This is a genomic window from Marinobacterium arenosum, from assembly GCF_019795155.1.
In the GTDB taxonomy this organism is placed as follows: Bacteria; Pseudomonadota; Gammaproteobacteria; order Pseudomonadales; family Balneatricaceae; genus Marinobacterium_C; species Marinobacterium_C arenosum.
Map to the genome: position 1 here is coordinate 18,067 of NZ_JAILYN010000022.1, position 25,240 is coordinate 43,306.

The 25,240-nt window shown below is 62.5% G+C and carries 19 protein-coding genes; 9 read left to right on the forward strand and 10 right to left on the reverse strand.

What is annotated here, in order from left to right; translation table 11 throughout:
• Positions 1-63 precede the first annotated feature (63 nt).
• From K6T12_RS11565 to gap, 4 genes are all read right to left on the reverse strand, one after another.
• Positions 64-1,689, reverse strand: coding sequence for an alpha-glucosidase (locus K6T12_RS11565; protein ID WP_222222613.1), 1,626 nt, complete (start codon positions 1,687-1,689; stop codon positions 64-66).
• A gap of 294 nt (positions 1,690-1,983) precedes the next feature.
• Positions 1,984-4,740: an HTH-type transcriptional regulator MalT gene (gene malT / locus K6T12_RS11570; RefSeq protein WP_222222615.1), complete on the reverse strand. Its 2,757-nt coding sequence runs from the start codon at positions 4,738-4,740 to the stop codon at positions 1,984-1,986.
• Between the two features lie 313 nt (positions 4,741-5,053).
• Positions 5,054-6,502, reverse strand: a complete 1,449-nt coding sequence (gene pyk / locus K6T12_RS11575; protein ID WP_222222617.1) for a pyruvate kinase — start codon at positions 6,500-6,502, stop codon at positions 5,054-5,056.
• A 13-nt stretch (positions 6,503-6,515) separates the two neighbouring features.
• Positions 6,516-7,520 carry a type I glyceraldehyde-3-phosphate dehydrogenase gene (gene gap / locus K6T12_RS11580; protein ID WP_222222619.1) on the reverse strand — a complete coding sequence of 335 codons (1,005 nt, stop codon included), beginning with the start codon at positions 7,518-7,520 and terminating at the stop codon, positions 6,516-6,518.
• Between the two features lie 346 nt (positions 7,521-7,866).
• Here gap and edd point away from each other — a divergent pair, with 346 nt between their 5' ends.
• From edd to K6T12_RS11600, 4 genes are read left to right on the forward strand one after another with little or no spacing between them, the layout of a single operon-like run.
• Positions 7,867-9,699 (forward strand): phosphogluconate dehydratase, encoded by a 1,833-nt coding sequence (edd, locus tag K6T12_RS11585; protein ID WP_222222621.1) that lies wholly within the window; start codon positions 7,867-7,869, stop codon positions 9,697-9,699.
• Complete coding sequence (locus tag K6T12_RS11590; RefSeq protein WP_222222623.1) at positions 9,696-10,661, forward strand: glucokinase; 966 nt, start codon at positions 9,696-9,698, stop codon at positions 10,659-10,661. Before edd ends, K6T12_RS11590 begins: the two co-directional genes overlap by 4 nt.
• Positions 10,658-11,557 (forward strand): D-hexose-6-phosphate mutarotase, encoded by a 900-nt coding sequence (locus tag K6T12_RS11595; protein ID WP_222222625.1) that lies wholly within the window; start codon positions 10,658-10,660, stop codon positions 11,555-11,557. Before K6T12_RS11590 ends, K6T12_RS11595 begins: the two co-directional genes overlap by 4 nt.
• A 16-nt stretch (positions 11,558-11,573) precedes the next feature.
• On the forward strand, positions 11,574-12,446 hold the full coding sequence (locus tag K6T12_RS11600) for an aldo/keto reductase (RefSeq protein ID WP_315853599.1): 873 nt from the start codon (positions 11,574-11,576) through the stop codon (positions 12,444-12,446).
• 232 nt (positions 12,447-12,678) lie between these two features.
• Here K6T12_RS11600 and K6T12_RS11605 read toward each other — a convergent pair whose 3' ends face one another.
• Both K6T12_RS11605 and pgi read right to left on the reverse strand, forming a co-directional pair.
• The gene (locus tag K6T12_RS11605; RefSeq protein WP_222222627.1) at positions 12,679-13,137 is read right to left on the reverse strand and encodes a methylglyoxal synthase; all 459 of its coding nucleotides are present in this window, start codon (positions 13,135-13,137) and stop codon (positions 12,679-12,681) included.
• A gap of 10 nt (positions 13,138-13,147) precedes the next feature.
• Positions 13,148-14,803: a glucose-6-phosphate isomerase gene (gene pgi / locus K6T12_RS11610; RefSeq protein ID WP_222222629.1), complete on the reverse strand. Its 1,656-nt coding sequence runs from the start codon at positions 14,801-14,803 to the stop codon at positions 13,148-13,150.
• Between the two features lie 292 nt (positions 14,804-15,095).
• On the opposite strand from pgi, the gene K6T12_RS11615 reads away from it, so the two are divergent.
• The 4 genes from K6T12_RS11615 (at position 15,096) to fusA (ending at position 19,844) form a co-directional block, all read left to right on the forward strand.
• Positions 15,096-16,436, forward strand: coding sequence for a flavohemoglobin expression-modulating QEGLA motif protein (locus tag K6T12_RS11615; RefSeq protein ID WP_222222631.1), 1,341 nt, complete (start codon positions 15,096-15,098; stop codon positions 16,434-16,436).
• Between the two features lie 242 nt (positions 16,437-16,678).
• On the forward strand, positions 16,679-17,134 hold the full coding sequence (locus K6T12_RS11620; RefSeq protein WP_222222633.1) for a GNAT family N-acetyltransferase: 456 nt from the start codon (positions 16,679-16,681) through the stop codon (positions 17,132-17,134).
• 138 nt (positions 17,135-17,272) lie between these two features.
• Positions 17,273-17,713, forward strand: a complete 441-nt coding sequence (locus K6T12_RS11625; RefSeq protein WP_222222635.1) for a host attachment protein — start codon at positions 17,273-17,275, stop codon at positions 17,711-17,713.
• Positions 17,714-17,765: 52 nt separating this feature from the next.
• Positions 17,766-19,844, forward strand: coding sequence for an elongation factor G (gene fusA, locus K6T12_RS11630; protein WP_222222637.1), 2,079 nt, complete (start codon positions 17,766-17,768; stop codon positions 19,842-19,844).
• 38 nt (positions 19,845-19,882) lie between these two features.
• Here the strand turns inward: fusA and K6T12_RS11635 are convergent, their stop codons facing one another.
• Positions 19,883-20,518 carry a class I SAM-dependent methyltransferase gene (locus tag K6T12_RS11635; protein ID WP_315853600.1) on the reverse strand — a complete coding sequence of 212 codons (636 nt, stop codon included), beginning with the start codon at positions 20,516-20,518 and terminating at the stop codon, positions 19,883-19,885.
• A 434-nt stretch (positions 20,519-20,952) separates the two neighbouring features.
• Here K6T12_RS11635 and K6T12_RS11640 point away from each other — a divergent pair, with 434 nt between their 5' ends.
• Positions 20,953-21,162 (forward strand): cold-shock protein, encoded by a 210-nt coding sequence (locus K6T12_RS11640; RefSeq protein ID WP_222222641.1) that lies wholly within the window; start codon positions 20,953-20,955, stop codon positions 21,160-21,162.
• 719 nt (positions 21,163-21,881) lie between these two features.
• Here K6T12_RS11640 and K6T12_RS11645 read toward each other — a convergent pair.
• The 3 genes from K6T12_RS11645 to K6T12_RS11655 form a co-directional block, all read right to left on the reverse strand.
• Entirely contained in the window at positions 21,882-22,289 is a 408-nt protein-coding gene (locus K6T12_RS11645; protein WP_222222643.1) for an immunity protein Imm33 domain-containing protein, read from the reverse strand.
• Between the two features lie 305 nt (positions 22,290-22,594).
• Positions 22,595-24,211 carry an ABC transporter ATP-binding protein gene (locus K6T12_RS11650; RefSeq protein ID WP_222222645.1) on the reverse strand — a complete coding sequence of 539 codons (1,617 nt, stop codon included), beginning with the start codon at positions 24,209-24,211 and terminating at the stop codon, positions 22,595-22,597.
• Positions 24,212-25,237 (reverse strand): ABC transporter permease, encoded by a 1,026-nt coding sequence (locus K6T12_RS11655; RefSeq protein WP_222222647.1) that lies wholly within the window; start codon positions 25,235-25,237, stop codon positions 24,212-24,214.
• Positions 25,238-25,240 lie beyond the last annotated feature (3 nt).

Here is a 25,240-nt window from a genome sequence, read left to right on the forward strand (position 1 = left end):
GGGCTGCCCTCTTGTTCTCTTATTGTTCTTTTATTGATCTTTTCTGTTTCTCAGGGCCGGCGGTCAGGCCGGCTTGCAGATCAGTACGCCATAGGCGGGCAGGCTGAGCCGGTCGCCGCTCAGGTGGCCCAGCGGCAACGAATCGGGCAGCGTCATCGCTCGCCAGTTGCCGTCGACCATCAGGCTGGCCGGCTCTGCGCCCATGTTAACGGCAACCAGCATCTGTTCGCCATCCAGCGTGCGGCTGAACAGCAGGCAGTTGTCGGCGGTGTCGATAAAGTGGATCTCACCTTTGCACAGCGCCGGCTGCTGCTGACGCCAGCCGAGGAACGCCCGGTAGCTGTTGAGGATCGACGCGGCATCGTCCTGCTGTACGCTGATCGCCCGGCGGTGATGTTCGATCGCCACCGGCAGCCAGGGCTTGGCGCTGCTGAAGCCGGCCTGGGGCACGTCGGCTTGCCAGGGGATCGGCGTGCGGCAGCCGTCGCGGCCCTTGAACTCCGGCCAGAAGTTGATGCCGTAGGGGTCGACCAGGTCCTCGTAGGCCAGCTCCGCTTCGGTCAGGCCCAGCTCCTCGCCTTGATAGATGCAGATGCTGCCGCGCATGCTGAGCAGCAGCACCATCAGCATCTTGGCTTGCGCCTGCGGTGCGCCGGCATCGCCCCAGCGGCTCATCACCCGCTGCACGTCGTGGTTGCCGACCGACCAGCAGGGCCAGCCGTCGCCGATACCGCGCTCGATGGTTTCCAGGGTGTGGCGGATAAACTGCGGCGAGCCCTGTTCGGTCAGCAGATCGAACGAGTAGGCCATATGCAGCTTGTCGCCGTCGCTGGTGTACTCCGCCATGGTCTGCAGCGAGCGGTCGCAGCCCACCTCGCCGACGGTGGTGGTGCCGGGGTAGCGGTCCAGCAGCGCGCGCAGCTTCTGCAGGAAGCCGATATTCTCCGGCCGGGTCTTGTCGTAGATGTGGCACTGGTAGGCGTAGGGGTTGTCCAGCCGGACGCCGATGCCGCCTTCGCGCACCTCGGTGTTGGCCGGATTGTCGCGCAGCTGGTCGTCGTGGTAGTAGAAGTTGGCGGTATCCAGCCGGAAGCCGTCGACGCCGCGCTGCAGCCAGAATTCAACGTCCGACAGCACCTGTTCCACCACCGCCGGGTTATGGAAGTTCAGGTCCGGCTGGCTGCTGAGGAAGTTGTGCAGGTAGTACTGCCGGCGGCGGCTGTCCCAGGTCCAGGCCGAGCCGCCGAACACCGACACCCAATTGGTCGGCGGGGTGCCGTCCGGCCGGGCGTCGGCCCAGACGTACCAGTCGGACTTGTCGTTGTCGCGGTCCTGGCGGCTCTGCTTGAACCATTCGTGCTGGTCGGAGGTATGGCTCAGCACCTGGTCGATCATTACCCGCAGGCCCAGTTCATGGGCGCGGGCGACCAGCGCGTCGAAATCGGCCAGGGTGCCGAAGATCGGGTCCACATCGCGGTAGTCGGACACGTCGTAGCCGAAATCCTTCATCGGCGAGGTGAAAAACGGCGACAGCCAGATCGCGTCGACGTTGAGGCTGGCGATGTACTCCAGCTTTGCGGTGATGCCCGGCAGATCGCCGATGCCGTCGCCATTGGAATCGAAAAAGCTGCGCGGGTAAACCTGATAGATTACCGCGCCCCGCCACCAGTCGTTATCTGTCTTGATCATCTGCCAACTCTTGAGTCCTGAGGTGCCGCCGCGCCGGGCAATGCCGACACGCGGGGCACCGTGTTCCTATTTCGAGACAGGCTCCATGGTCGCCGTTGTCGCCAGGGGCAACATCCTCCCTGCGGATTCTTTTAAGGGCGTAGGGGTGGGGCGGTAGTCGTAGGGCGTAGGAGGGGGAAAAGTTTATAGTTGAACAGCTAACAGCTAACAGCTAACAGCTAACAGCTAACAGCTAACAGCTGTCGAGCGAAGAAATTCCTGTTAACTGTTTACTGTCCACTAGTAACTCTAAACTTACTCCCCCTGAATCTTGGCCAGCAGGTCGCTGGCCAGGGCGATCGCCTCGTTGCGGTTGGCGACCCCCAGCTTCTGATAGAGGCTGCGGATGTGGGTCTTGATGGTGGTTGGCGCGACATTCAGCTGGGAGGCGATCTGCTCGTTGGGCAGGCCGGCCTGGATCAGGCTTAGCACCTGCCACTCGCGGCGGGTCAGCGGCGAGGTGCGGATCAGCTCCGGCACGTCGGGCCGGTTGATGATGTCCTGGATGATCGCCTCGTCCAGGGTGATGCGGATCGCCTTGCTGAAGTTGCGCCGCTGCTGGCTGAGGTTGATCAGCCGCTCGGCCCGCTGCTGCTCGAGGTCGGCCAGCTGGCGTTCGTTCAGCAATGCCTTGAGCATCACGATCAGCGGCTTGCCGAGCCGCAGGAAGCTGCTCAGTACGCCGCTGGTGCTGGCCAGGGTCAGCGCCCGGTGCAACTGGTCGAGCGCTTCCTCGCGCTGCTCCTGCTGCCAGCGTAGTTGCGCCAGGTAGATCAGGTTGCGGGTCTGGTCCAGCACCAGGCCGCACTGCTCGGCCTGGTCCAGATTGCTGCGCAGCAGCTGGTCGGCTTCGTCGTAATGCTTCAACGCGGTCAGGGCGCGGGCCCGGTTGCGCACGCTGCACTGGGCGAAGTGGTTGGTGGCCGGTCTGACCACCGGTGCGCCGTCCAGCCAGTGGTGCAGGCTGTCGAGATCGCGCACCTCCTCCCAGTAGGTCACCAGGGTGGCGTGGGCGTTGGCGATCCAGTCGATATGGTAGTCCCAGCTGGCCAGCAGCTTCTGCATCCGCTTGATGTAGTCGGCGCACAGCTGCTGTTTGCCCTGGCCGAGGGCGACCTTGGCCAGCAGGGTGTAGCACTGCAGGTTCCAGCGCTCGCCGTGGCCTTCGAGGGTCTCGATCCCTTTCAGGGCGCATTTCTCGACCGCTTCCAGGTTGTGCCACTCCCACAGGATCTGGCCGCGCACCCGGTGGATGAACTCCATCAGCGGCGACGGCGGCAGCCGGTTCTCCTCGGCGTAGTTGAGCGCCTTCTCCTGCAGGTTGTAGGCCTGCTGCAGATAGCCGCGTGCCATCGAGATCTCCGACTGCTGGCTCAAGGTCCAGAGCACCAGCTTGCTGGCGTCGTGCGAGCGGGCCAGCTGCTCGGTCTGCTGCATCCGCTGGTAGGCGTCGTCCAGCCGGCCCTGTACGAAGGCGGCCTCGCCCAGTACCGACAAGGCGGTGGTGCGCGAGGTGCGCATATGTTCCGGTTGCAGCTCCAGCGCCAGTTCGGCGTAACTGATCGCCTGTTCGGTCTGGCCGATGTTCATCGCGATCTGCGCCCGCACCGCGTTGAAGTCTCCCTGCAGGGTGCGCCACTCCTCGTCGTTGTAGATCGGTTTCAGGGTCTGCTCGGCCTTGGCCAGCCACTGTTCCGCCTGTTCGAACTGGTACTGGCTCTGCGCTACCCAGGCGCGCAACAGGGTCAGCAGCGGCTGGCGGCAGATGCTGTCTTCGCTGAGCTGGTTCAGGCACTGCTCCAGCGCCAGCAGCTGGCCGTCGCGGAACAGCTGGCGGCCATAGCGTAGCAGGATCGCGGTCAGCAGTTGTTCGTCCTGTGCCTTCAGCGCGTGGTCGGCCGCCTTGGCCGGATTCTCCAGCGCCAGCCAGGCGTCGCTGGCGCGCTGGTGCAGCTGGCGCTGCTGATCGGGGTGGTGCTGGGCCAGTAATTGCTGCAGGCAGTTGGCGAACAGGCCGTGGTAGCGGTACCAGCGGCTGTCGCCGTCCTGCGGCTGACGGCTGATGAACAACCCCTGGCCGGTCAATTCGGCCAGCCGGGCGGCGGCATCCTGCTGGCCGGAGACCCGCTGGGCCAGCTCCAGGTTGAACTGCTGCAGGATGCAGGTGCGGTAGAGGAACTGCTTGAGCGGTTCCGCCAGCGGGCCGATCACCTCGTCGGCCAGGTAGTCGACGATATGTGGGTGGCCCAGGCTGAGCTGATCGATAAATTCGTCCAGCAGCGCCGGGGTCTGGCCGGTCAGGGTGGCCAGCTTCAGCGCCGAGGCCCAACCTTCGGTGCGCCGGTTCAGGCGCTCGGCCTGCTCGCGGCTGGCCTCGAAATTGAGGTGGCTGGACAGTAACTCGGCCGTTTCGTCGGCATCGAACGCCAGCTCGTCGCTGTGCAGCTCGACCAGCCGCCCCTTGGCGCGCAGTTCCGGAATGCCCAGCGGCGGCGGCGTCCGGGTCAGCACCGCCAGGGTCAGATAGTCCGGCTGATGGCGGCAGAGGAAGCGCAGTAGCTGGTGGTCCGTCTCGCTGTCGATCAGATGGTAGTCGTCCAGCACCAGCAGCAACGGCGGATATTCGTCCGGCAGTTCGTTCAGCAGCGCGATCAGCCGGGCTTCCGGTGTCAGCTCGGCGTTCACGTTTTTTGTCAGCGTCGACGCCGGTTCCGGCAGCTGCAGCAACTGGCGTAACCCCAGGTCCAGGTAGTGGATGAACGACTGCGGGCTGCTGTCGGTGTGATCGAGGTTGTACCAGAGCGTCGCCAGATCCTGTTGCCGGCTCCACTGGTTGATCAGGGTGCTCTTGCCGTAGCCGGCCGGCGCCTGCAACAGCAGCAGCTTGCCACCCAGCGGCTGTTGCAACAGCTCGTCATGGCGCGGTCGGGCGATCACCTCGGTGGCCAGGGGCGGGCGGCGCAGTTTGCTGCGGAGTTTGAGAAGGGAGGGCATCTGATCGGACTGGTGCATGGGGAATACCGTCTAATTATTGTTATGTTCGCCGTTTTTACGGCTAAGGCGGCGTGGTTGGCTGCCGTTGTTTCAAGTCGCTAGGTTACAAAGATGCTTCGTGCTTTGGCGGGAAGCCTCTTGCCTGATCACTGCTGCATCGAACCGTGCCCGGGACCCTCAGAGTTGGTGTGGAGAGGGGGCCAGCAGCGAGCTTATGACTGCCGTAAATGTTTTCCGCTACTCTGCTATGAACCAAAAAAACGGGGAGGATGGCCTCCCCGGAGAAGGGCAGAGTATAACAATATGGTGGCCGGGGGGAGCGGTCGGTTGGTCAGGCGATCGCCTGGCCGACCCGGACCACTTTCAGCGTATTGGTGCCGCCTTGGGCATTGAGGTAATCCCCCTTGGTGATGATCACCAGGTCACCGTCGGCGACCACGCCCCGTTTGACCAGCTCGTCGACCGCCCGCTGGTTGATCTCCTGCGGCGGCAGCTTGTCGGCGTGGAACGGCACCTGCTGCACGCCGCGATAGAGCGCCACCCGGCGTAGGGTGTCCTCGCGACGCGACAGCGCGAAGAACGGCAGTGACGAGCGCAGTCGCGACATCAGCCGCGGCGTGGCGCCGGTTTCGGTCAGGCAGATGATCGCCTTGACGCCGGTCAGGTGGTTGGCGGCATAGACCGCCGACAGCGCGATGGTTTCGTCGATCAACTCGAAGTGTTCGTGGATCCGGTGCTTGGATTTCTGCGCCGAGGGGTGCTGTTCGGCACCCAGGCAGATTCGTGCCATCGCCGCGACCGCCTCGACCGGGTAGTCGCCGGCGGCGGTTTCCGCCGACAGCATCACCGCATCGGTGGAATCCAGCACCGCGTTGGCGACGTCGGACACCTCGGCGCGGGTCGGCATCGGGCTGCTGATCATCGATTCCATCATCTGGGTGGCGGTGATCACCACCTTATTGAGGCTGCGGGCGCGACCGATGATCTGCTTTTGTACGCCGACCAGCGCGGCGTCGCCGATCTCCACCGCTAGATCACCGCGGGCCACCATCACCGCTTCGGAGGCGCGGATGATATCGTCCAGCACCTGCGGGTCGGCCACGGTTTCGGCCCGTTCGATCTTGGCGACCAGCCCGGCGGTCGAGCCGGTGGCTTCCAGCAGGGCACGTGCCTCGTGCATGTCGGCGGCATCGCGCGGGAAGGAGACCGCCACGTAATCGACGCCGATCTCGGCCGCGATCTTGATGTCGGCCTTGTCCTTGTCGGTCAGCGCCTTGGCGGACAGGCCGCCGCCAAGCCGGTTTATCCCCTTGTTGTTGGACAGCCAGCCGCCGACCAGCACTTCGGTGATCACCTGCTGGCCGGTCACCTCGAGCACCTTCAGCTCGATGCGGCCGTCATCCAGCAGCAGGATATCGCCGGGCCGGGAGTCGCTTATCAGAGCCTTGTAGTCGATCCCCACCCGGCTGGCGTCGCCGCCGTCACGGTCCAGTTCGGCATCCAGTGTAAACTGCCGACCGATCTCCAACCGGACCTTGGTGTCGGCAAAGCGGGCGATACGGATCTTCGGCCCCTGCAGGTCGCCCAGCAGGGCGACGTAACGGCCGTGCCGGGCGGCCATTTCGCGCACCAGCTCGGCCCGGCGACGGTGATCGTCGGCTTCGCCGTGGGAGAAATTCAACCGCATCACGTCGGCGCCGGCCAGGATCAGTTGTTCGATCTGCTGCGCACTGCTGGTGGCCGGACCCAGGGTAGCGACGATCTTGGTACGTCTCAGCATCTTGTCATGCTCCTCAGGCGGGTGCCTGCATCAGGGCCAGGGTGTTGTCCAGCATCCGGTTGGAGAAGCCCCACTCGTTGTCATACCAGGCCATTACCTTGACCAGCCGGCCCGACACCTTGGTCTGCGCGCTGTCGAAGATCGAGGACAGCGGGTTATGGTTGAAGTCGACCGACACCAGCGGCGCGCTGTTGTAGCCCAGCACCGGTGACTGCTGCGCCGTCTCCGCCAACAGCCGGTTCACTTCGTCGACGCTGGTGTTGCGCGCGGCGACGAAGCTCAGGTCGACCAGCGACACGTTGATGGTCGGCACCCGCACCGCCATGCCGTCGAACTTGCCGGCCAGCTCCGGCAGTACCAGGCCGACCGCGGCGGCGGCGCCGGTCTTGGTCGGGATCATCGACTGGGTGGCCGAGCGGGCGCGGTACAGGTCCGGGTGGTAGACGTCGGACAGGTTCTGATCGTTAGTGTAGGCGTGAATGGTGGTCATCAGGCCGCTTTCGATACCGATATGCTGCTGCAGTACCTGGGCCACCGGCGCCAGGCAGTTGGTGGTGCAGGAGGCATTGGAGATGATCCGGTGCGACTGACGCAGCTGCGCGTGGTTGACGCCGTACACGATGGTGGCGTCGACATCCTTGCCCGGCGCGGAGATGATCACCTTGCCGGCGCCGGCCTCGAGGTGGGCGGCGGCCCGGCTCCGTTCGGTGAACAGCCCGGTGCATTCGTAAACCACGTCGATCGCCAGCTCGCGCCAGGGCAGTTCGGCCGGATTGCGGATCGCGCTGATGGCGATCCGGTCGCCGTTGACGCTAATGCTTTCGTCGTCGTGGCTGACGTTGCCGCCAAAACGGCCGTGTACGCTGTCATACTGGAACAGGTGGGCGTTGATCGCGGCATCGCCGAGGTCGTTGATGGCAACCACCTGAATCTGCTCGCGGTAGTTATTTTCATAAAGTGCTCGCAGCACATTGCGGCCGATACGGCCAAAACCGTTGATTGCGACGCGGATGGTCATGGTTGTTACCTCGTAATCACCTGACGTTGATGTTGTTTTTTTATAAATATTACGAGATGAAACGCAAATCAAACAGTGATTTCTGAAAAAATTTTGGTAAACTTACCAAAAATTGAGATTGGGCTTGGCTGCGAATATCGGCGCGAGCCCCTGTGAGAGGCTGTCGCAAAATGTAGCGAGCGAAGGTGAGACAAGGCAAAAATCGGCGAAAAAGTGGAGTTTACGAGCTGTAAATGAGCATTTTGTACGGTCCGCCGCTGCGGCCGATTTTTAACGCAGTATCACCGAGCGCAGTAGTTTTGCGACAGCCTGGTAAGAAAGAACCAGAACAGAGTCGAGGGCATCCATGCACGCTGTAGTTGAACAGGTTACCGCACGTATCGTCAGCCGTAGCAGGGCCAGTCGTGCCGCTTATCTTCGCCAGATGAAGGCCGCAGAAGAGCAGGGCGTGCACCGTGCCCGGCTGTCCTGCGGCAACCTGGCGCACGGCTTCGCCGCCTGCGGCACCGGCGACAAGCAGGCGCTGAAACTGACCAATGCGGTCAATGTCGGCATTATTACGTCATATAACGACATGTTGTCCGCGCACCAGCCGTTCGAGACCTACCCTGAGCAGATCAAGCAGGCGGTCCACGAGCTGGGCTCGGTGGCGCAGGTCGCCGGCGGCGTGCCGGCGATGTGCGATGGGGTGACCCAGGGGCAGCCGGGCATGGAGCTGAGCCTGTTCAGCCGCGACCTGATCGCGATGGCGGCGGCGGTGGGGCTGTCCCACAACATGTTCGACGCGGCGCTTTATCTGGGCGTGTGCGACAAGATCGTGCCGGGCTTGCTGATCGGCGCGCTGCGCTTTGGTCACCTGCCGACCCTGTTCGTGCCGGCCGGGCCGATGCCGAGCGGTCTGCCGAACAAGGAAAAGGCCCGTATCCGTCAGCTCTATGCCGAAGGCAAGGTCGGTCGCCAGGAGCTGCTGCAGTGTGAGGCCGATTCCTACCACAGCGCCGGCACCTGCACCTTCTACGGCACCGCCAACAGCAACCAGATGGTGGTTGAGGTGATGGGGCTGCACCTGCCCGGCGCCTCGTTCGTCAACCCCGGCACCGAACTGCGCGAGGCGCTGACCCGCGAGGCGGGCCGTCAGGCGGTACGGCTGACCCAGCCGAACGGCCGCTTCACGCCGCTGTACGAGATCGTCGACGAGCGTGCTCTGGTCAACGCGATCGTCGCGCTGCTGGCGACCGGCGGCTCGACCAACCACACCATGCACCTGATCGCCATCGCCCGGGCGGCCGGGATCCAGATCAACTGGGATGACTTTTCCGATCTGTCGGCGGTGGTGCCGCTGCTGGCGCGGGTCTACCCGAACGGCGAAGCGGATATCAACCACTTCCAGGCGGCCGGCGGTGTCGCCTACCTGGTGCGTCAGCTGCTGGCAGGCGGCCTGCTGCACGAGGATGTGATGACCGTCGCCGGCAAAGGGCTGTCGCGCTACACCCGGGAGCCGTTCCTGGACGACGGCAAGCTGGTCTGGCGCGAGGGCAGCGAGCAGTCGCTGGATGAAAACGTGCTGCGACCGGTCGATCGGCCGTTCAGCCGCGATGGTGGCTTGAAGGTGCTGACCGGCAACCTGGGACGTGGCGTGATCAAGGTCTCGGCGGTGGCCGAACAGCATCGGCTGGTCGAGGCGCCGGCGGTGGTGTTCGAAGATCAGGATCAGTTGGCCGAGGCGTTCGAGCGCGGTGAGCTGGAGCGCGACTTCGTGGCGGTGGTGCGCTACCAGGGGCCGACGGCAAACGGCATGCCGGAGCTGCATAAGCTGACTCCGTACCTGGGTACCCTGCAGGATCGTGGCTTCAAGGTGGCGCTGGTGACCGATGGCCGGATGTCCGGCGCGTCCGGCAAGGTACCGGCGGCGATCCATGTCTGGCCGGAGGCCTGCCAGGGCGGCCCGCTGGCGCAGGTGGCCGATGGCGATCTGATCCGGCTCGACGCCGATGCCGGTACGCTGCAGCTGCTGGCCGGCGACGAACGGTGGTTGCAGCGCGGTCAGGCCATGCCGGATTCGGCGGCCGATCATCATCATGCGATGGGCCGTGAGCTGTTCGCGCCGATGCGCCGGCAGGTCAGCTGCGCCGAGCAGGGCGCCGGGGTCTTCGAATTCGCGGAGGAGGCGGTCGAATGAGCGAGTACGCCCTGGTTGGCGATATCGGCGGCACCAATGCCCGTTTTGCGCTGGTGCGGCCCGGCTCGGTCGAGCTACAGCAGGTAAGGACGCTGAACTGTGCCGATTACCGCAATATCGACGATGCCTGTCGCGATTACTTCGCCGCCGTCGGCATCGAACGGGTGGCGCGTGCCTGTCTGGCATTCGCCTGCCCGGTGCAGGGCGACGAAATCCGTATGACCAACAACCACTGGCGGTTCACGCGTGAGACGCTGAAGCGCCAACTGGGCCTGGACCAGCTCAAGCTGGTCAACGACTTTACCGCCATGGCGCTGGGGATGCTGCATGTTCCGTCAGGAGAGCGTCTGGTGGTGGGGGGCGGTCGCGCGCTGGATGGCGCTGCGCGACTTGTGATCGGCCCCGGCACCGGGCTAGGGGTGTCGGGGCTGGTTCCAGCCAATGACGGTTGGATCCCGCTGGCGACCGAAGGCGGTCATGTCAGTTTTGCGCCGACCGACGAGGTGGAGCTGGCGGTTTGGCGCCAGCTCAATGAACAGTTCGGCCGGGTGTCGGTGGAGCGGATTCTCTGTGGCCAGGGGCTGCTGAATCTCTACCGCGCGCTGTGCGGCTACCGCAGCCAGCCGGTCCGTTGTGAAAGTCCGGCGGAGATCAGCACCCGTGCGCTGGCGGGCAGCGAGCCGATGGCGGTGGAGGCGTTGAGCCGCTTCTGCCGCATTCTGGGCGCGGTGGCCGGCGATGCGGTGCTGACGCTGGGCGCACGCGGCGGTGTCTACCTCTGCGGCGGCATTCTGCCGAAAGTGGCGGAGTTCTTCCTGCAGAGTGGTTTCCGCGAAGCGTTCGAAGCCAAAGGCCGATTTGTCGAGTATATGGCGCAGGTGCCGGTCTGGCTCTGTACCGCCGACAATCCCGGCCTGCTGGGTGCCGCCGCGGCCCTGGATAACGCCGAGGTGGCCGGGTGAGTCAGTGTGTCGGCGACCCTGATCTGCAAGCACAGATCGAATCGGCCAATCCGGGATCTCATAAGCTGAATTGGCAGGGGTTTTCGTTACTGCTGTGCAAGCAGGCCTGGGGCGAGCTGATATTGGCTGAACAGGGCGGCCAGGTGCTGCATTTTCGGCCGGCCGGTCAGCGCCCTGTGCTCTGGCTGACCGACCAGCCGCAACGGCCGGGCCGGGCGCTCCGGGGCGGCGTGCCGCTGTGTTGGCCCTGGTTCGGCAACCATCCGTCCGATCCGTCGCAGCCGCCCCATGGCCTGGCCCGCACCGCACTTTGGGATATTGAAACCGTCCATCTGGATCAACATGGCGGCCGCTGGCGGCTGAGCCCGCAGACGCCGTTGTGGCCCGGGCTGCAATTGAGCCAGTTTGTCGACGTGGTCGACGGGCAATTAAGTATCCGGCTGGAAACCCTCAACCAAAGCGATCGTGCTGTCACCATCAGCCAGGCATTGCACAGCTATCTGGCAGTTTCCGATCTGTCGCAGGTGGCGTTGCGTGGCCTGCAGGGCTGCGACTATGTCGACAAGCTGCAGCAGATGGCGGCCGGACGGCAGGCGGGGGCGATCAGGATCGACGGCGAGATCGACCGGATTTTTTCCCATCGCGACGATGGCTTGTTGGTCGACCCTGGTTGGCGGCGGGCGATCCGTATCGGCAAGGCGAATAGCGGCTCGACAGTGGTCTGGAATCCGGCCGGTGCGGCGGCGCTGATGGCCGATGTCGGCCTGGCCCAGGCGTCGCGCTTTGTTTGCATTGAGGCGGCCAACACCGGACCGTTCGATCCGCTGCAACTGGAACCCGGCGCCGCGGCGTCGCTGCAAACGACGATCTCGGTGGAAGCTCTGCCAGAGGATTGATAGGAGGGGATACAGGGTGAGTGTTGAGTTGATTGAAACGCCGCTGGTGCTGGGCATGATGCGGCTGACGGAGAATGACGAATTGAGCCATCCGGCGCGGCTGGCCGACTGGATCGCCGCGCAACTGGATAGCGGGCTGGACTGGTTCGACCATGCCGATATCTATGGCGACCGGCGTTGCGAGACACTGTTCGGCGAGGCGTTGGCACGCCAGCCGGCGCTGCGCTCGAAGGTGCGGCTGATCAGCAAGGCCGATATCGTCACCGCCGCGCGGGACGGCTCTCGCTGGGGTGTGAAACATTACGATACCAGCGCGGCCTACCTGCGCCAGTCGGTGGAGGGCTCGTTGCGCCGGCTGGGCGTGGAGCGGTTGGACCTGTTCCTGATCCACCGGCCGGACCCGCTGATGGATGTCGATGAAACCGCCCAGTTGCTCGACGATCTGGTGGCTGAAGGCAAGCTGGCGGCGGTGGGGGTGTCCAATTTCCTGCCGGACCAGTGGCGGTTGCTGCAATCGCGGCTGACTCAGCCGCTGCGCTGCAACCAGATCGAGCTGTCGCTGAAGCGTACCGAACCGCTGTTCGACGGCCAGGCGGAAGCGCTGCAACTGGACCGGATGCAGGCGCTCTGCTGGTCGCCGCTGGCCGGCGGCACGCTCGAGCAGGGCGAACTGGCTCAACCTTTGGCGGCGATGGCCGATATCTATGGTTGTACGCCAACCGCATTGGCGATGGCCTGGCTGCGCCGCATTCCGGGCGCGCCGGTGCCGGTGTTGGGCAGCTTTAACGCCGCGCGCATCGCAGCCGCCCGACAGGGCTGCGAGCTGTCACTGACTCGCAGCGACTGGTTCACGCTGCTGCAAGCGGCGCGCGGCCACCGGGTCGCCTGAAACCGAATTGAAGATGCTCTTTTGTTGTTGTTTGTGACCGCTCCATTGGGGCGGTTTTTTTATCTCTTTTTTACGTGCACCGAGGGGCGCGGTTATTCCAGCCTCTTGCAGTCTGAGCGGGGCTCCGATTTTTGTAGGGCGTCACCTGGGGCGCCACCGCCGTAGGCGGTTGATGTTCGGTCGGCTGGGTTTTCAATCAGCCGGCCTCTCGGCTACAGAATAAAATTGAATATCAATTCAACCGCTGGTCCAGATAGCTCTGGTAATCCGGCACCTTGTAGCCATGCGGCTGGTCGAGCAGCGGCGAGCTGATCAGGAAATCCGCCGAGCTGCGGTTGCAGGCCACCGCCACGTTCCAGACGGCGGCGATCCGCAGCAGCGCCTTGACGTCGGGGTCGTGCGGCATCGGTTCGAACGGGTCCCAGAAGAAGACGATCATATCGATCTTCTGCTCGGTCAGCAGGGCGCCGATCTGCTGGTCGCCGCCCAGCGGGCCGCTGAGCAGTTTATGGATCGGCGTGCCCAGCGCCCGTTCCAGCAGGTGGCCGGTGGTGCCGGTGGCGAACAGCTGGTGCGGCCGCAGCCGGTCCAGGTGGCTGCGGGTCCAGTCCAGCAGCTCTTCTTTCATATTGTCGTGGGCGATCAGCGCTATCCGCTTGCTGGCCGGCATCTCGATCTGTTTGTAGTTCATAGGGCTCTCCTCAGCTTTTCAGCTTTTCGCGCTGCTGCTTGAAGTAGCGGATCAGGTTTTCGGTGGAACCGTCGTGGCGGCCTTCATTCTGCGCCTGTTGCAGTTCCGGCAATATGCGGGCGGCCAGGGTCTTGCCCAGCTCGACGCCCCACTGGTCGAACGAGCAGATATTCCAGATCACCCCCAGCACGAAGATCTTGTGTTCATACAGCGCGATCAGTGCGCCCAATGTGCGCGGGTCCAGCCGTTTCAACAGCAGGGTGTTGGTCGGCCGGTTGCCTTGGTGCACCTTGTGCGGCAGCAGTCGCTCGATCTCTTGTTCGGACAATCCCTGGCCGGCCAGCTCGCGCGCCACCTCCTCGGCGCTGATGCCGTTCATCAATGCCTCGGTCTGGGCGAAGAAGTTGGCCATCAGTTTCTCGTGGTGGCCGCGCACCGGGGTGCTGCTCTCGATCGAGCCGATAAAGTCGGCCGGTACCACGGTGTTGCTCTGGTGCAGGTATTGGTAGAAAGCGTGCTGGCCATCGATGCCCAGCTGGCCCCAGATCACCGCGCCGGTGGTGTAGGGTACCCGCTCGCCGACGCGGTCGACCGACTTGCCGTTGCTCTCCATCTCCGCCTGCTGCAAATAGGCGGCGAACCGCTGCAGCGGCCAGTCGTAGGGCAGGATCACCTGTGAATGGCGGCCCAGGAAAGTGCTGTTCCACAACGTCATTAGTGCCAGCAGTACCGGCGCGTTGCGCTCGAACGGCATGTCGCGGAAGTGCAGGTCCATCTCGTGGGCGCCGCTGAGCAGCTCCTCGAACTGCTTGAAGCCCAGCTGCAGGGCGATCGGCAGGCCGATTGCCGACCACAGCGAGAAGCGGCCGCCGACCCAGTCCCACATCTGGAAGCTGTTTTCAGGCCGGATGCCGAACGCCTTGACCGCCGCCTCGTTACTGGATACCGCGACGAAGTGCTTGGCCACCGCTCGCTCGTCGAACGCCGACGACATCAGCCAGTTGCGGGCGGTCTGGGCGTTGGTCATGGTCTCGCTGGTGGTGAAGGTCTTCGAAGCGACCACGAACAGCACCCGCTCCGGGTTCAGCGGCCGCAGGGTGTTGGCGATCTCGACACCGTCGACGTTGGAGACGAAGTGCACCCGGATGCGGTCGTCGGCGTAGGGCTTCAGTGCCTGGGTGACCATCCGCGGGCCGAGATCCGAGCCGCCGATGCCGATATTGACCACGTCGGTGATCCGCTTGCCGGAATAACCGCGCCAGCGGCCTTTGCGAACCGCGTTGACGAAGTTCTTGATCCGCGCCAGCTCACGGTTGACCGCGTCCATCACGTTAACGCCGTCCAGGAACACCGGGGTATTGCTGCGATTGCGCAGCGCGGTATGCAGCACTGCGCGGTTCTCGGTGGCGTTGATGCGGTCGCCGTGGAACATCCGGTCGCGCCAGTTATCCAGCCCGACCTCCTTCACCAGCGCCAGCAGGTCGGCCAGGGTGGCGTCGTCGACCGGGTTCTTCGAGTAGTCCAGCAGGATGTTCTGCGCCTGCAGCGAGTATTTCTGGAAGCGCGCCTCATCCTGCGCGAACAGCGCCTTGATCGGAGTCTGCTGTGCCTGTTCGGTACGGGTCAGGAGGGATTGCCAAGCCTTGAGTGAAGTGACGTTCGCCATGATCGATCCGGATTTATTATTGGAATTTATGTAAGTTAACTACATTATCGGCTTTTTGATCAGTTGGCACGTCTATTTTTTATGAAAAAGGATGGTTTATTACGTTTTGTCGCTCGGGCAGGGCGGCCTCCAGAGAGCGGTTCGAAGCGATGGCGAAAAGTGGAGCGAAAGCGGCTCCGATAATCGTTGCAGCTAACCCGGTAGCGATATTAAATCGCAGCAAGATATGCTCTAACCTGCAGTGTAATAGTGCCAAGCAGTTGGAGCCGGTCACTTACCAGGGAATCTGAACATGAGCCAAGCCCGCTATGCCGAACAACTGAAGGCCCTGTCCGACCGGCTGGTGGAGATCCAACGGCCGATTCTGCTGCTGGACGCAATCAAGTGGCCGCAGGCGTACGAGACGCAGTTCCTGGCGTCGGGTGGCACCCGACTGCCGGCGGCGGATCGGGCGTTCTACGAGGCGCAGCCGTTGCGGTTCGATGCCGGTGTGAAGCGGGCGGAGTTACGTGCGCTGCGGGCCGACATCAGACGCCGGCTGGGACCGGGCGACCGGCTCGGGCGGATTCTCAGCGAGACGGCCGAGCAGTACGAGCGGGTGGTCGAACTGCTGCAACAACGCGGCCGTGCCGGTTTTCTGACCGCCAGCCGGGCGCTGTATGGCAGCGCCCGCGACCATCTGCGCGGCGACCGCAAGACCCTGATCGAGCTGGGCGACCGGCTGTGCGGCATCTTTTCGTTGCCGGCGGCGGCCCGTCTGGCGCACGCCTATCCGAAGGAGATCGAAGCTTCGGATGCGGTGGCGGAGCTGCAGCGGCGGTTGGGCGGCTACTTCGGCGATTGGCCGGTCAATGTCGAGCTGAGCGACGGTATCGTGTCGGACGCCTCGGCCGGCGGGGATCGCATCAAGATCAACAGTTATGCCCGTTTTTCCGAACTGGACCTGCGGGTGCTGGAGGTGCACGAGGGCTGGGTGCATGTGGGCACTACGCTGAACGGTCGCGGCCAGCCCTGGGCCAGCTGGCTGAGTGTCGGCTCGCCGCGTATCACCGCGATCCAGGAGGGGCTGGCGGTGCTGATCGAGACGCTGACCTTCAGCTCCTTCCCCGACCGCGCCCGCCGGATCAGCGACCGGGTGGTGGCGATCGATCTGGCCGAGCGGGGCGCCGATTTCATCGAGGTCTATCGCTTCTTCCTTGAGCGTGGCCTGAGCGAGCAGGCCAGCTACAAGGTGGCCCAGCGGGTGTTCCGCGGCGGCATGGTCGAGGGCGGCGCCTGCTTTACCAAGGATCTCTCCTATGTCCGGGGATTCGTCGAGACCGTTAACTTCATCAAGAGCGCGATCCTGGCCGGGGTGCCGGAGATCCTGCCGATGCTGTTCGTCGGCAAGGTCACCCTGGACGATCTGCCGGTGCTGTACGAGTACGCACTGGAGGGGCTGATCGTCCAGCCGGCCTACCTGCCGCCGATGTTCCGCGACCTCAACGGGCTCTACACCTGGTTCGGTTTCTCCAGCGGTATGAGCCTGGTCAACCTGGGCCGGGTGCAGAGCCACTTCGAGCGGCTGTTCCAGCAACTGCCGCAGTTTCCGTCCGCCGAGGCCTGCGAAGATAACGACAGCGATCAGGAGTGATTCGCGATACTGGCTTAATATGGCGTTTTGCTTGGACGCTTTGGAGCCGGTCCTGCCCTACCTGTCACTCGATCTATCGCCGCCGTTGTCTGAGCTGCTACCGGCGCTGCCTCTCGACCCGAATCAGGTGCTGGGGCAACAGGGTGAAGCGACAGCCGGATCAACAAGCGGCTGGCCGCTAACAATTGTTAATGCCGTCGACAGGCTACTCGCCTGAAGCAAGCGGCACTGGAGGAGTAGCGATGAACTGGCAGCTGAAAACATTTGCTGAACTGACCCTGGATCAACTGTACGACCTGTTGCAACTGCGCAATGAGGTGTTCGTGGTGGAGCAGGCCTGTCCTTACGGTGATATCGACGGGCAGGATCGAGACCCGCAGGTGCGCCACCTGCTGGGCTATGACGGCGACCGATTGCTGGCCTATCTGCGGCTGCTGCCACCGGATATGGCCTATCCCGGCCGTGCTTGCATCGGTCGGGTCGTGACCCATCCGGATGGCCGTGGCAATGGGCTGGGACGCCGGTTGCTGGCCGAAGGACTGCGCCACTGCGAGCGCTGCTGGCCGCAAAGTGCTATCCAGATCGGCGCCCAGGCCTATCTGCAGGATTTTTACGCCGGCTACGGCTTCGTTGCCAGCTCCGAGGTCTACCTGGAGGATGGCATTCCTCATCTGCATATGCTGCGTCCGGCCGGCTGATCGTCGCCGGCGGCTACGCCGTTGTTTTTGAACTGCACTATTCTTTTTACAGGGTCGGCCGGAGTCGATGCGCGGGAAAGGAGAACCTATGCAGGTTCGGTCGGCAGTTCATCAACTGCGATAGCTGAGGTGACGATCATGAGTATCGGTGTTGTGGTAGCGGACGCAGGACGAGCCCGCATCTTTGCCACCCAACGGCTAGGAAGTTCGCTCGAAGCACTGAAAGATCTGGTAAATCCCTATAGTAAACAACGGGAACAGGACCTGACCTCCGACCGCTCAGGCCATACCCGCAGCGCCAGTGGCGCCGGTATCACGATGAGCAACCGGGTGGAGTTCAAAGACCAGGAAGCTCACCAGTTTGCCAAAGGCATCATCAGCGAGCTTGAGCAGTCCCGCCAGACTGAACACTTTGACAAGCTGTTCCTGGTGGCGGCGCCTCGTTTTCTTGGCCATCTGCGCCAGGAGTTGAGCCCGCAGCTGCAGAAACTGGTTAGCGGCGAACTGTCCAAGGACCTCAGTCTGATGAGCGAGCAGGAGATTCAGAAGCAGCTCTACGAGGCCGGGCGGCTGCACTGATCGGCAGTTTGATCGGGTCGGCTGAAACCGCGAATGGCTCAGGACAAGGTCGATGGACAGCAACACTGTTGAGCTCGAACGGGTTCGCAATATCGGCATTATCGCCCATATAGATGCCGGCAAAACCACCACCACCGAGCGGGTGCTGTACTACACCGGACGTACTCACCGGCTCGGCTCGGTGGATGACGGTACCACCGTGACCGACTGGATGATCCAGGAGCGGGAGCGGGGCATCACCATCGTTTCCGCGGTGATCACCGCCAGTTGGCGCGACCACCAGATCAATCTTATCGACACCCCGGGGCATATCGACTTCACCGCCGAGGTGCAGCGTGCGCTGCGGGTGCTCGACGGCGGTATTGTGGTGTTCGATGCGGTACACGGCGTGGAACCGCAGAGCGAGACCGTCTGGCGCCAGGCCGACCGCTACCGGGTGCCGCGCATCTGCTTCGTCAACAAGATGGACCGGCTGGGTGCCGATTTCGACTTCGCCGTTGAAACTATCGAGCAGCGCCTGGGCGCACGTACCTTGCTGCTGCAGCTGCCGATCGGTGCCGAGGCGGAATTTGAAGGGGTAATCGATCTGCTGCGGATGCAGGCGATACGTTGGCCGGACGAGCTGGGTGCCAGCCCCGAGATCGGCGATATCCCGCCCCAGTTGCAGGCGCGTGCCGAGCAGGCCCGAAGCCAGTTGCTGGAACGGGTGGTGGAAACCGATGACAGCCTGCTGGAGCTGTACCTCGAAGGCGAAGAGCCGGACGCGGACGCACTGATCGGGGCGCTGCGTCGGGCAACGATCGCCAACCGGCTGTTCCCGGTGCTCTGCGGTGCCTCACTGCGCAACAAGGGGATCCAACCGTTGCTGGACGCAGTGGTGGATCTGCTGCCATCACCGCTGGACATAGGGGCGGTGAGCGGTACCGATCCGCGCAGCGAGCAGCCGGCGGAGCGCCCGCCCAGCGAGGATGCGCCGCTGGCGGCGCTGGTGTTCAAGGTGGTTTCCGACCCCTATGTCGGCCACCTGGCCTACTTCCGGGTCTATTCCGGCCGGATGCGGCCGGGCGACAAAGTTTACAACGCCACCCGGGACAAGAACGAACGGGTCGGCCGGATGGTGCGCATGTATGCCGACCACCGCGAAGCGATCGAGCAGGTGTCGACCGGTGATATCGATGCGGTGTTGGGCATGAAGTCGGTCCATACCGGCGATACTCTGTGCGACCCGGCACATCCGATCCTGCTGGAGTCGATCCAGTTCCCCGAGCCGGTGATCAATATCGCACTGGAGCCGCGCACTCACGAGGAGGAGAAGCAGATCGGTGAGGCGCTGCATCATCTGGCCGAGGAGGATCCCACCTTCAAGGTCTTTACCGACGAGGAGACCGGCCAGACCATACTGGCCGGCATGGGTGAGTTGCACCTGCAGATCGTGGTCGACCGGCTGGAGCGCGAGCACCAGCTGAAGGTCAAGACCGGTAAGCCCCGGGTTTCCTACAAGGAGACCGTCTCGCAACCGGTCGCCGGTATCGAAGGCAGGCACGTCAAGCAGACCGGCGGCCACGGCCAATACGGTCATGTGGTGCTGGATCTGGCACCGGCCGCGCCGGGCAGCGGTATCTGCATCGACAACCAGATCAGTGGCGGTGCTATCCCTCGCGAATTCATTCCGGCGGTTGAAAAGGGGATCCATGAGGCGGCTCGCAGCGGGGTATTGGGTGGCTATGCGATCACCGATCTCCAGGTGACTCTGCGTGATGGCTCCTCCCATGAGGTGGACTCCAGCGAGCAGGCGTTTCGCAGCGCCGGTGCCAAGGCGCTGATCGCGGCGGTACGCGAGGCTGAGCCGATCCTGCTGGAGCCGATCTGTCGGCTGGAGGTGGTGACCCCCGAGGAGTACACCGGCGATGTGCTGGGTCAGCTCAGCGCCCGGCGTGGCGAGATCGAGGGAATGACCCCGCGGGCGGGTGGCGTTGAGGTGATCCGCGGTCAGGTGCCGCTGAGGGAGATGTTCGGTTATGCCACCCAGCTACGCTCCATTACTCAGGGGCGGGCACTGTTCTCAATGGAGTTCGATCACTACGCATCGCTGCCGCCGGAGCTCAAGCAGGAGGTATTGGCGCGCGGCTAGTGGCGCGCGGCGAGTGGTGCACGGCGCGTGGTACTCGGTTAGCGGTTATAGGTCAGTACCTGGCCGGAAAACGGCGATGCATCGCCCGCCGTCATGGCCGGCTTGCTCTGGCTGTGTGAATAGCCCAATGCGACCATGCGCTTGCTGAAACGCGCATGATGCCCCCGGCCGGGATCCACCAGGATGACCTCACAGTGGGCATTGGCGTGCTGATCGATAAACCCCGCCAGTTGCGTTGCGTGATCCCGTTCATAGAGCAGGTCGCTGCCAATGATTAGGTCGAAATCGCCTAGCTCGCTCTGGTCGCTGTCCCAGCTGGTCCGTACGAAGGGGATCGTCTGGCCATTATTCAGCCGGGTATTCTCGATCAGGAAACGCTCAGCTTCCGGGTGATAATCGGTAGCGGTGATGTCGGCTTCGCGATGGTTCAGCAACAAGCTGGACAGGGCGATGCCGCAGCCCACCTCCAGAATTCGTTTTCCCTCGATTTCGAAGTCGGCCATCAGGTGGGCGAGCACTTCGCCCGAAGGCCAGACGATACCGAACAGCGGCCAGGTTGCCGAGGATATGCCCAACTTTTCCGCCGTACCCTCAGGGTCGGAGAACTGCTGCCTGTCCCGAAGCGTACGCAGGTGGATATCCACCCCGCCAAATTCGATGGTCTGATAACGCACGCGCAGAGAGGACATAAAACACCAGTGGGGGCAGGGGAGGGGACGACGACACCCTTGTAAGTACCACTGTACGCTTTTGCGGATATTTAGACTACTTAATATTATTCACCTCTTACCTACAATCTGTTCAATATGGTTAACGTTCGCTGTATTAAGACCAGAAAAGGGTGGCCCCCAATGGATGAATTTCACTGAACAGCGAAATAGATAAACATTTTATAAAAAGAGCTTGTATAACCGTCCATGCTCGCGTAGTATTGTCGTTGCTGTGTATAAGTAAGCCTCTTGTGTTCTTGTAGATTCTTGTTTTCAAACTGTTTTCTGCTCCCACCCATCTGCCTTTCTTGATACATGCATAGATGGCCGTCGTCTACATGGAGCCTGTTGGACTGTGGCGATGGTTGACTTACCTAAAAAATAGTGAGATTTAAAAAATGTCTAATGTACAGACTGGTACTGTGAAGTGGTTCAACGATGAGAAAGGCTTCGGCTTCATCGAGCGTGAAAACGGCAACGATGTATTCGTACACTTCCGTTCCATCATCGGCGAAGGCCGCAAGACGCTGGTTGAAGGCCAGTCGGTAACTTTCGTAGAAGTTCAGGGCCAGAAAGGTCCGCAGGCTGATCAGGTTACCCCGCTGTAAATTCTTCGCGTCATGCTCTGCATCACCTGACCCGTTCAGGTGATTGAGCCCTGCTTCTCCCCTGTCATCATCGTGACGGGGGAGAGGTTATATACTCGGAATTAGTCCTAATTCCATCCTTCTGGCTTTATCCTCATTGGGCGGTTTTTTCTCTGTCCCAAGGCCGCTTGTCGTGGATTTTTCGGTTGTTTTTGCCTGAAACTACCACGAGCTTGTGCTAATTAAGTCATATTTTTCAAAGTATTATAATTATGTTGTGCCAGTGCGCAAAAACTGTGGCTGGTTAAAACAGGGAGAATCTATGCTAATAAATCTTAGCGATAATATATGTGTTTCCAGATATCAGGATACACATACTGAACAATGGGTTTGCTACGAACAGCTTGGTAAGGTGGCAAGCCAGAAGCGCCAAATCTGGAAAAAAGTCACCGGCTTCATGACCGTTGGTGGCATGCAGGTCTGGTTGGACGAACGTTACCCGGGTAGTGATATGGCGGGAGCGTTTCTGAAAGTATCCGCTTGCTAGTAGGTGGACTGATGAGCTTTGTTTTTTAGCTTTTACTGCCCTCCCAATCGTCCTCAGTATCTCTCTGCTGCGAGTCTCGGCTTGCGCGTGGGGGATTCAATGTTGCTGTGCTGCCTGCCGCGCAATTACCTTGCTGCGCAGGCTGATGGCCTTTATCGCAAGGCGCTGTTTGCAGGCAGGCACGACAGGAACTTTAGTTCTTGAACTGGCTTACGTCGTTGGTGATGTTGACCTCGACGCTCTCGGTCGGAATGCGGAAATCGTATACCCGCTGCCAGCCCTCGCTACCCGGGGCGCGTTCCCAGACCGTGCCGGCGTTATATTCGAACAGCTCGCTCAGTGATGAGTCCAATTGGCTCAATTTCTCCAGCGGTACCGGGGTGGTGTTGACCACCAGGTCGGCCAGGAACTCCTCGCTTTCATAACCGGTGAACAACCGCCAGCCGGTGTCGTTCAGGTGTTCGGGCACGGTCTTGTACATGAAGCGGACCGGCAGTTTTTCATCGAACACCAGTCTCGAGACCAGTGCCAGGTAACCGTTCTTGGTCTGGTTGGTGTCGGTATTTGTCGGCTGGGCTTGATCGACTTCGGGTGATTTCATACGTCTGGTCCTCGCGCCTTGCCTGGCCCGTTTCGGGGCAATGACGCGTCTCTCGAATTTAGTGTTAACAGGCCTGGTCTGAACGGTAATGCTGTTCGGTTAAGTGATTGGGGCGGTGATTGTAGGGCTGGCTTCAGTCGGCCAGGAGCCCTCAGGGCTCCATAACCGCCTGCGGCGGTGACGCACTGAAGTGCGCCCTACAAGGCTATGCCGTTCCTGATGGCGAGCATTTCTTCTATCGCAACCGGCATTGCGCAACCTGACAGCATTACCGTCTGAGTGGCCATTTTACTGTCGTCGACGGATTACTGAAAGGCCGCCTCCAGCAGCTTGCGGGTGTAAGGGTGCTGTGGCGCGCTGAAGATCCGTTCGGCGTCGCCCTGTTCGATCACTTCGCCGTGACGCATCACCAGCAGGCTGTGGCTCAGGGCTTTGACCACCGCCAGGTCGTGGCTGATGAACAGATAGCTGAGATTGTATTTCTGTTGCAGGTTGCGCAGCAGTTCGATGATCTGCTTCTGAATGGTACGGTCCAGTGCCGAGGTCGGCTCGTCCAGGATGATCAGTTCCGGCTTCAGCACCAGGGCGCGGGCGATAGCCACCCGCTGGCGCTGGCCGCCGGAGAATTCGTGCGGGTAACGGTGGCGGACCGCCGGATCGATGCCGACCTCGTTCAGTGCCTCGATGATCATCTGCTCGCGATCGGCCGGCTCGCCTACCTGGTGGATCTCCAGCCCTTCGGCGATACATTCGGCGATCGACATCCGTGGGCTGAGGCTGCCATATGGATCTTGGAACACCACCTGCATACGGCGTCGCAGCGGTTTGACCTGCTTCTGGCTCAGGCCGTTGAGCGGCTGGCTGTCGAAATGGATCTCGCCTCGGCTCTGCTGCAGGCGCAGGATCGCCATCCCCAGGGTGGTCTTGCCTGAGCCTGACTCGCCAACCACCCCCAGGGTTTCGCCCGGCCGCAGCTGGATATCGACGCCGTCGACGGCCCGGATATGATCGACGGTACGGCGTAGCAATCCTTTGCGGATCGGGAACCAGACCTTGAGGTCCTTGGTTTCCAGCAGTGTGCGATCGTCTTTGAGCGGCAGCGGGGCGCCGGCCGGCTCGGCCGCCAGCAGTGACTGGGTGTAGGCGTGCTGCGGCGCGGCGAACAACTTGGCGGTGTCGTTTTGCTCGACCAGCTTGCCGTGGCACATCACGCAGACATGGTGGGCATAGCGGCGCACGATATTGAGGTCGTGGGTGATCAGCAGGATCGCCATGCCGAGTTTCTGCTGCAGTTCGCGCAGTAGCTCGAGAATCTGCGCCTGGATAGTGACATCCAGCGCGGTGGTCGGCTCGTCGGCGATCAGCAGTTCCGGGTCGTTGGCCAGCGCCATGGCGATCATCACCCGCTGGCGTTGGCCGCCGGACAGCTCGTGCGGATAGCTGCGCAGACGTTTTTCCGGATCCTGAAGGCCGACCAGTTCGAGCAGCTCCAGGGTGCGCTCGCGCGCCTGGGCGCCGCTCAATCCCTTGTGCAGCAGTAGGATCTCGCCGATCTGGCGCTCGATATTGTGCAGCGGGTTCAGCGAGGTCATCGGCTCCTGGAAGATGATGCCGATGCGGTCGCCGCGCAGCTGCCGCATCCGCTGCTCGTCGGTGTCCAGCAGATTTTCGTCGCGGTAGTAGATCGCTCCGCTCGGGTGGCTGGCGTGCGGGTAGGGCAGCAGCCGCATGATCGACAATGCGCAGACCGATTTGCCGGAGCCCGACTCGCCAACCAGCGCCAGGGTTTCGCCGGCCTTGATATCAAAGCTGACCCGCTTGACCACCGTGGTGCGCCCCGGAGGGCCGCTTTTGCGTCCGGACGTTTTGCCGTCCTGGAAAGCCACCGACAGCTCACGGACCTGAATCAATGGAGAGCTCATCTACACCTTCCTCGGATCGAATGCATCGCGAACCGCCTCGCCGATAAAGATCAGCAGGGTCAGCATCACCGACAGTACCACGAAGGCGGTGATGCCCAGCCAGGGGGCGTGCAGGTTGCCCTTGCCCTGGGCGACCAGTTCACCCAGCGACGGCGAGCCGGGTGGCAGGCCGAAGCCGAGGAAATCCAGTGCGGTCAGGGTGACCACCGAGCCGTTGAAGATGAACGGCATGAAGGTCAGCGTGGCGACCATCGCGTTGGGCAGTATATGGCGGAACATGATCATCCGGTCGGACAATCCCAGTGCGCGGGCAGCCCGTACGTACTCCAGGTTGCGGCCGCGCAGGAACTCTGCGCGCACCACGTCGACCAGGCTCATCCAGGAGAACAGCAGCATGATGCCGAGCAGCCACCAGAAGTTCGGCTCGACGATACTGGCCAGGATGATCAGCAGGAACAGTACCGGCAGGCCGGACCAGATCTCGATAAAGCGCTGGAAGAACAGGTCCACCTTGCCGCCGTAGTAGCCCTGCACGGCGCCGGCGATCACCCCGATCACCGAGCTGGCCAGGGTCAGTACCACCGCGAACAGGATCGAGATCCGGAAGCCGTAGATCACCCGCGCCGTGACATCGCGGCCCTGGTCGTCGGTGCCGAGCCAGTTCTCGGCAGTGGGCGGCGACGGTGCCGGCACCGGCAGCTCGTAGTTGATGGTGTTGTAGCTGAAGCGAATCGGCGGCCACAGCATCCAGCCATCGCCTTCAAGCTCGATCAGCTCCTGGATATAGGAGTCTTTGTAGTCGGCCAGGGTGTCGAATTCGCCGCCGAAGCTAAGCTCTGTGTAGTCGTTCAGCAGCGGGCTGTACAGCTCGCCCTTGTAACTGAGCAGCAGTGGCTTGTCGTTGGCAATCAGCTCGGCGCCGAGGCTCAGCAGGAACAGTGCCAGGAACAGCCACAGCGACCAGTAGCCGCGGCGGTTGGCCTTGAATGTCTGCAGGCGTCGTCGGTTGATCGGGCTCAGCTTCATCGC

What these genes read in the sequence shown, in the direction of transcription:
- malT (WP_222222615.1), bottom strand. Translation starts at nt 4,740, where the DNA reads ATGCACCAGTCCGATCAGATGCCCTCCCTTCTCAAACTCCGCAGCAAA.
- pgi (WP_222222629.1), bottom strand. Translation starts at nt 14,803, where the DNA reads ATGGCGAACGTCACTTCACTCAAGGCTTGGCAATCCCTCCTGACCCGT.
- K6T12_RS11650 (WP_222222645.1), bottom strand. Translation starts at nt 24,211, where the DNA reads ATGAGCTCTCCATTGATTCAGGTCCGTGAGCTGTCGGTGGCTTTCCAG.
- K6T12_RS11625 (WP_222222635.1), top strand. Translation starts at nt 17,273, where the DNA reads ATGAGTATCGGTGTTGTGGTAGCGGACGCAGGACGAGCCCGCATCTTT.
- K6T12_RS11615 (WP_222222631.1), top strand. Translation starts at nt 15,096, where the DNA reads ATGAGCCAAGCCCGCTATGCCGAACAACTGAAGGCCCTGTCCGACCGG.
- gap (WP_222222619.1), bottom strand. Translation starts at nt 7,520, where the DNA reads ATGACCATCCGCGTCGCAATCAACGGTTTTGGCCGTATCGGCCGCAAT.
- K6T12_RS11640 (WP_222222641.1), top strand. Translation starts at nt 20,953, where the DNA reads ATGTCTAATGTACAGACTGGTACTGTGAAGTGGTTCAACGATGAGAAA.
- K6T12_RS11620 (WP_222222633.1), top strand. Translation starts at nt 16,679, where the DNA reads ATGAACTGGCAGCTGAAAACATTTGCTGAACTGACCCTGGATCAACTG.
- K6T12_RS11565 (WP_222222613.1), bottom strand. Translation starts at nt 1,689, where the DNA reads ATGATCAAGACAGATAACGACTGGTGGCGGGGCGCGGTAATCTATCAG.
- edd (WP_222222621.1), top strand. Translation starts at nt 7,867, where the DNA reads ATGCACGCTGTAGTTGAACAGGTTACCGCACGTATCGTCAGCCGTAGC.
- pyk (WP_222222617.1), bottom strand. Translation starts at nt 6,502, where the DNA reads ATGCTGAGACGTACCAAGATCGTCGCTACCCTGGGTCCGGCCACCAGC.
- K6T12_RS11590 (WP_222222623.1), top strand. Translation starts at nt 9,696, where the DNA reads ATGAGCGAGTACGCCCTGGTTGGCGATATCGGCGGCACCAATGCCCGT.
- fusA (WP_222222637.1), top strand. Translation starts at nt 17,766, where the DNA reads ATGGACAGCAACACTGTTGAGCTCGAACGGGTTCGCAATATCGGCATT.
- K6T12_RS11655 (WP_222222647.1), bottom strand. Translation starts at nt 25,237, where the DNA reads ATGAAGCTGAGCCCGATCAACCGACGACGCCTGCAGACATTCAAGGCC.
- K6T12_RS11605 (WP_222222627.1), bottom strand. Translation starts at nt 13,137, where the DNA reads ATGAACTACAAACAGATCGAGATGCCGGCCAGCAAGCGGATAGCGCTG.
- K6T12_RS11645 (WP_222222643.1), bottom strand. Translation starts at nt 22,289, where the DNA reads ATGAAATCACCCGAAGTCGATCAAGCCCAGCCGACAAATACCGACACC.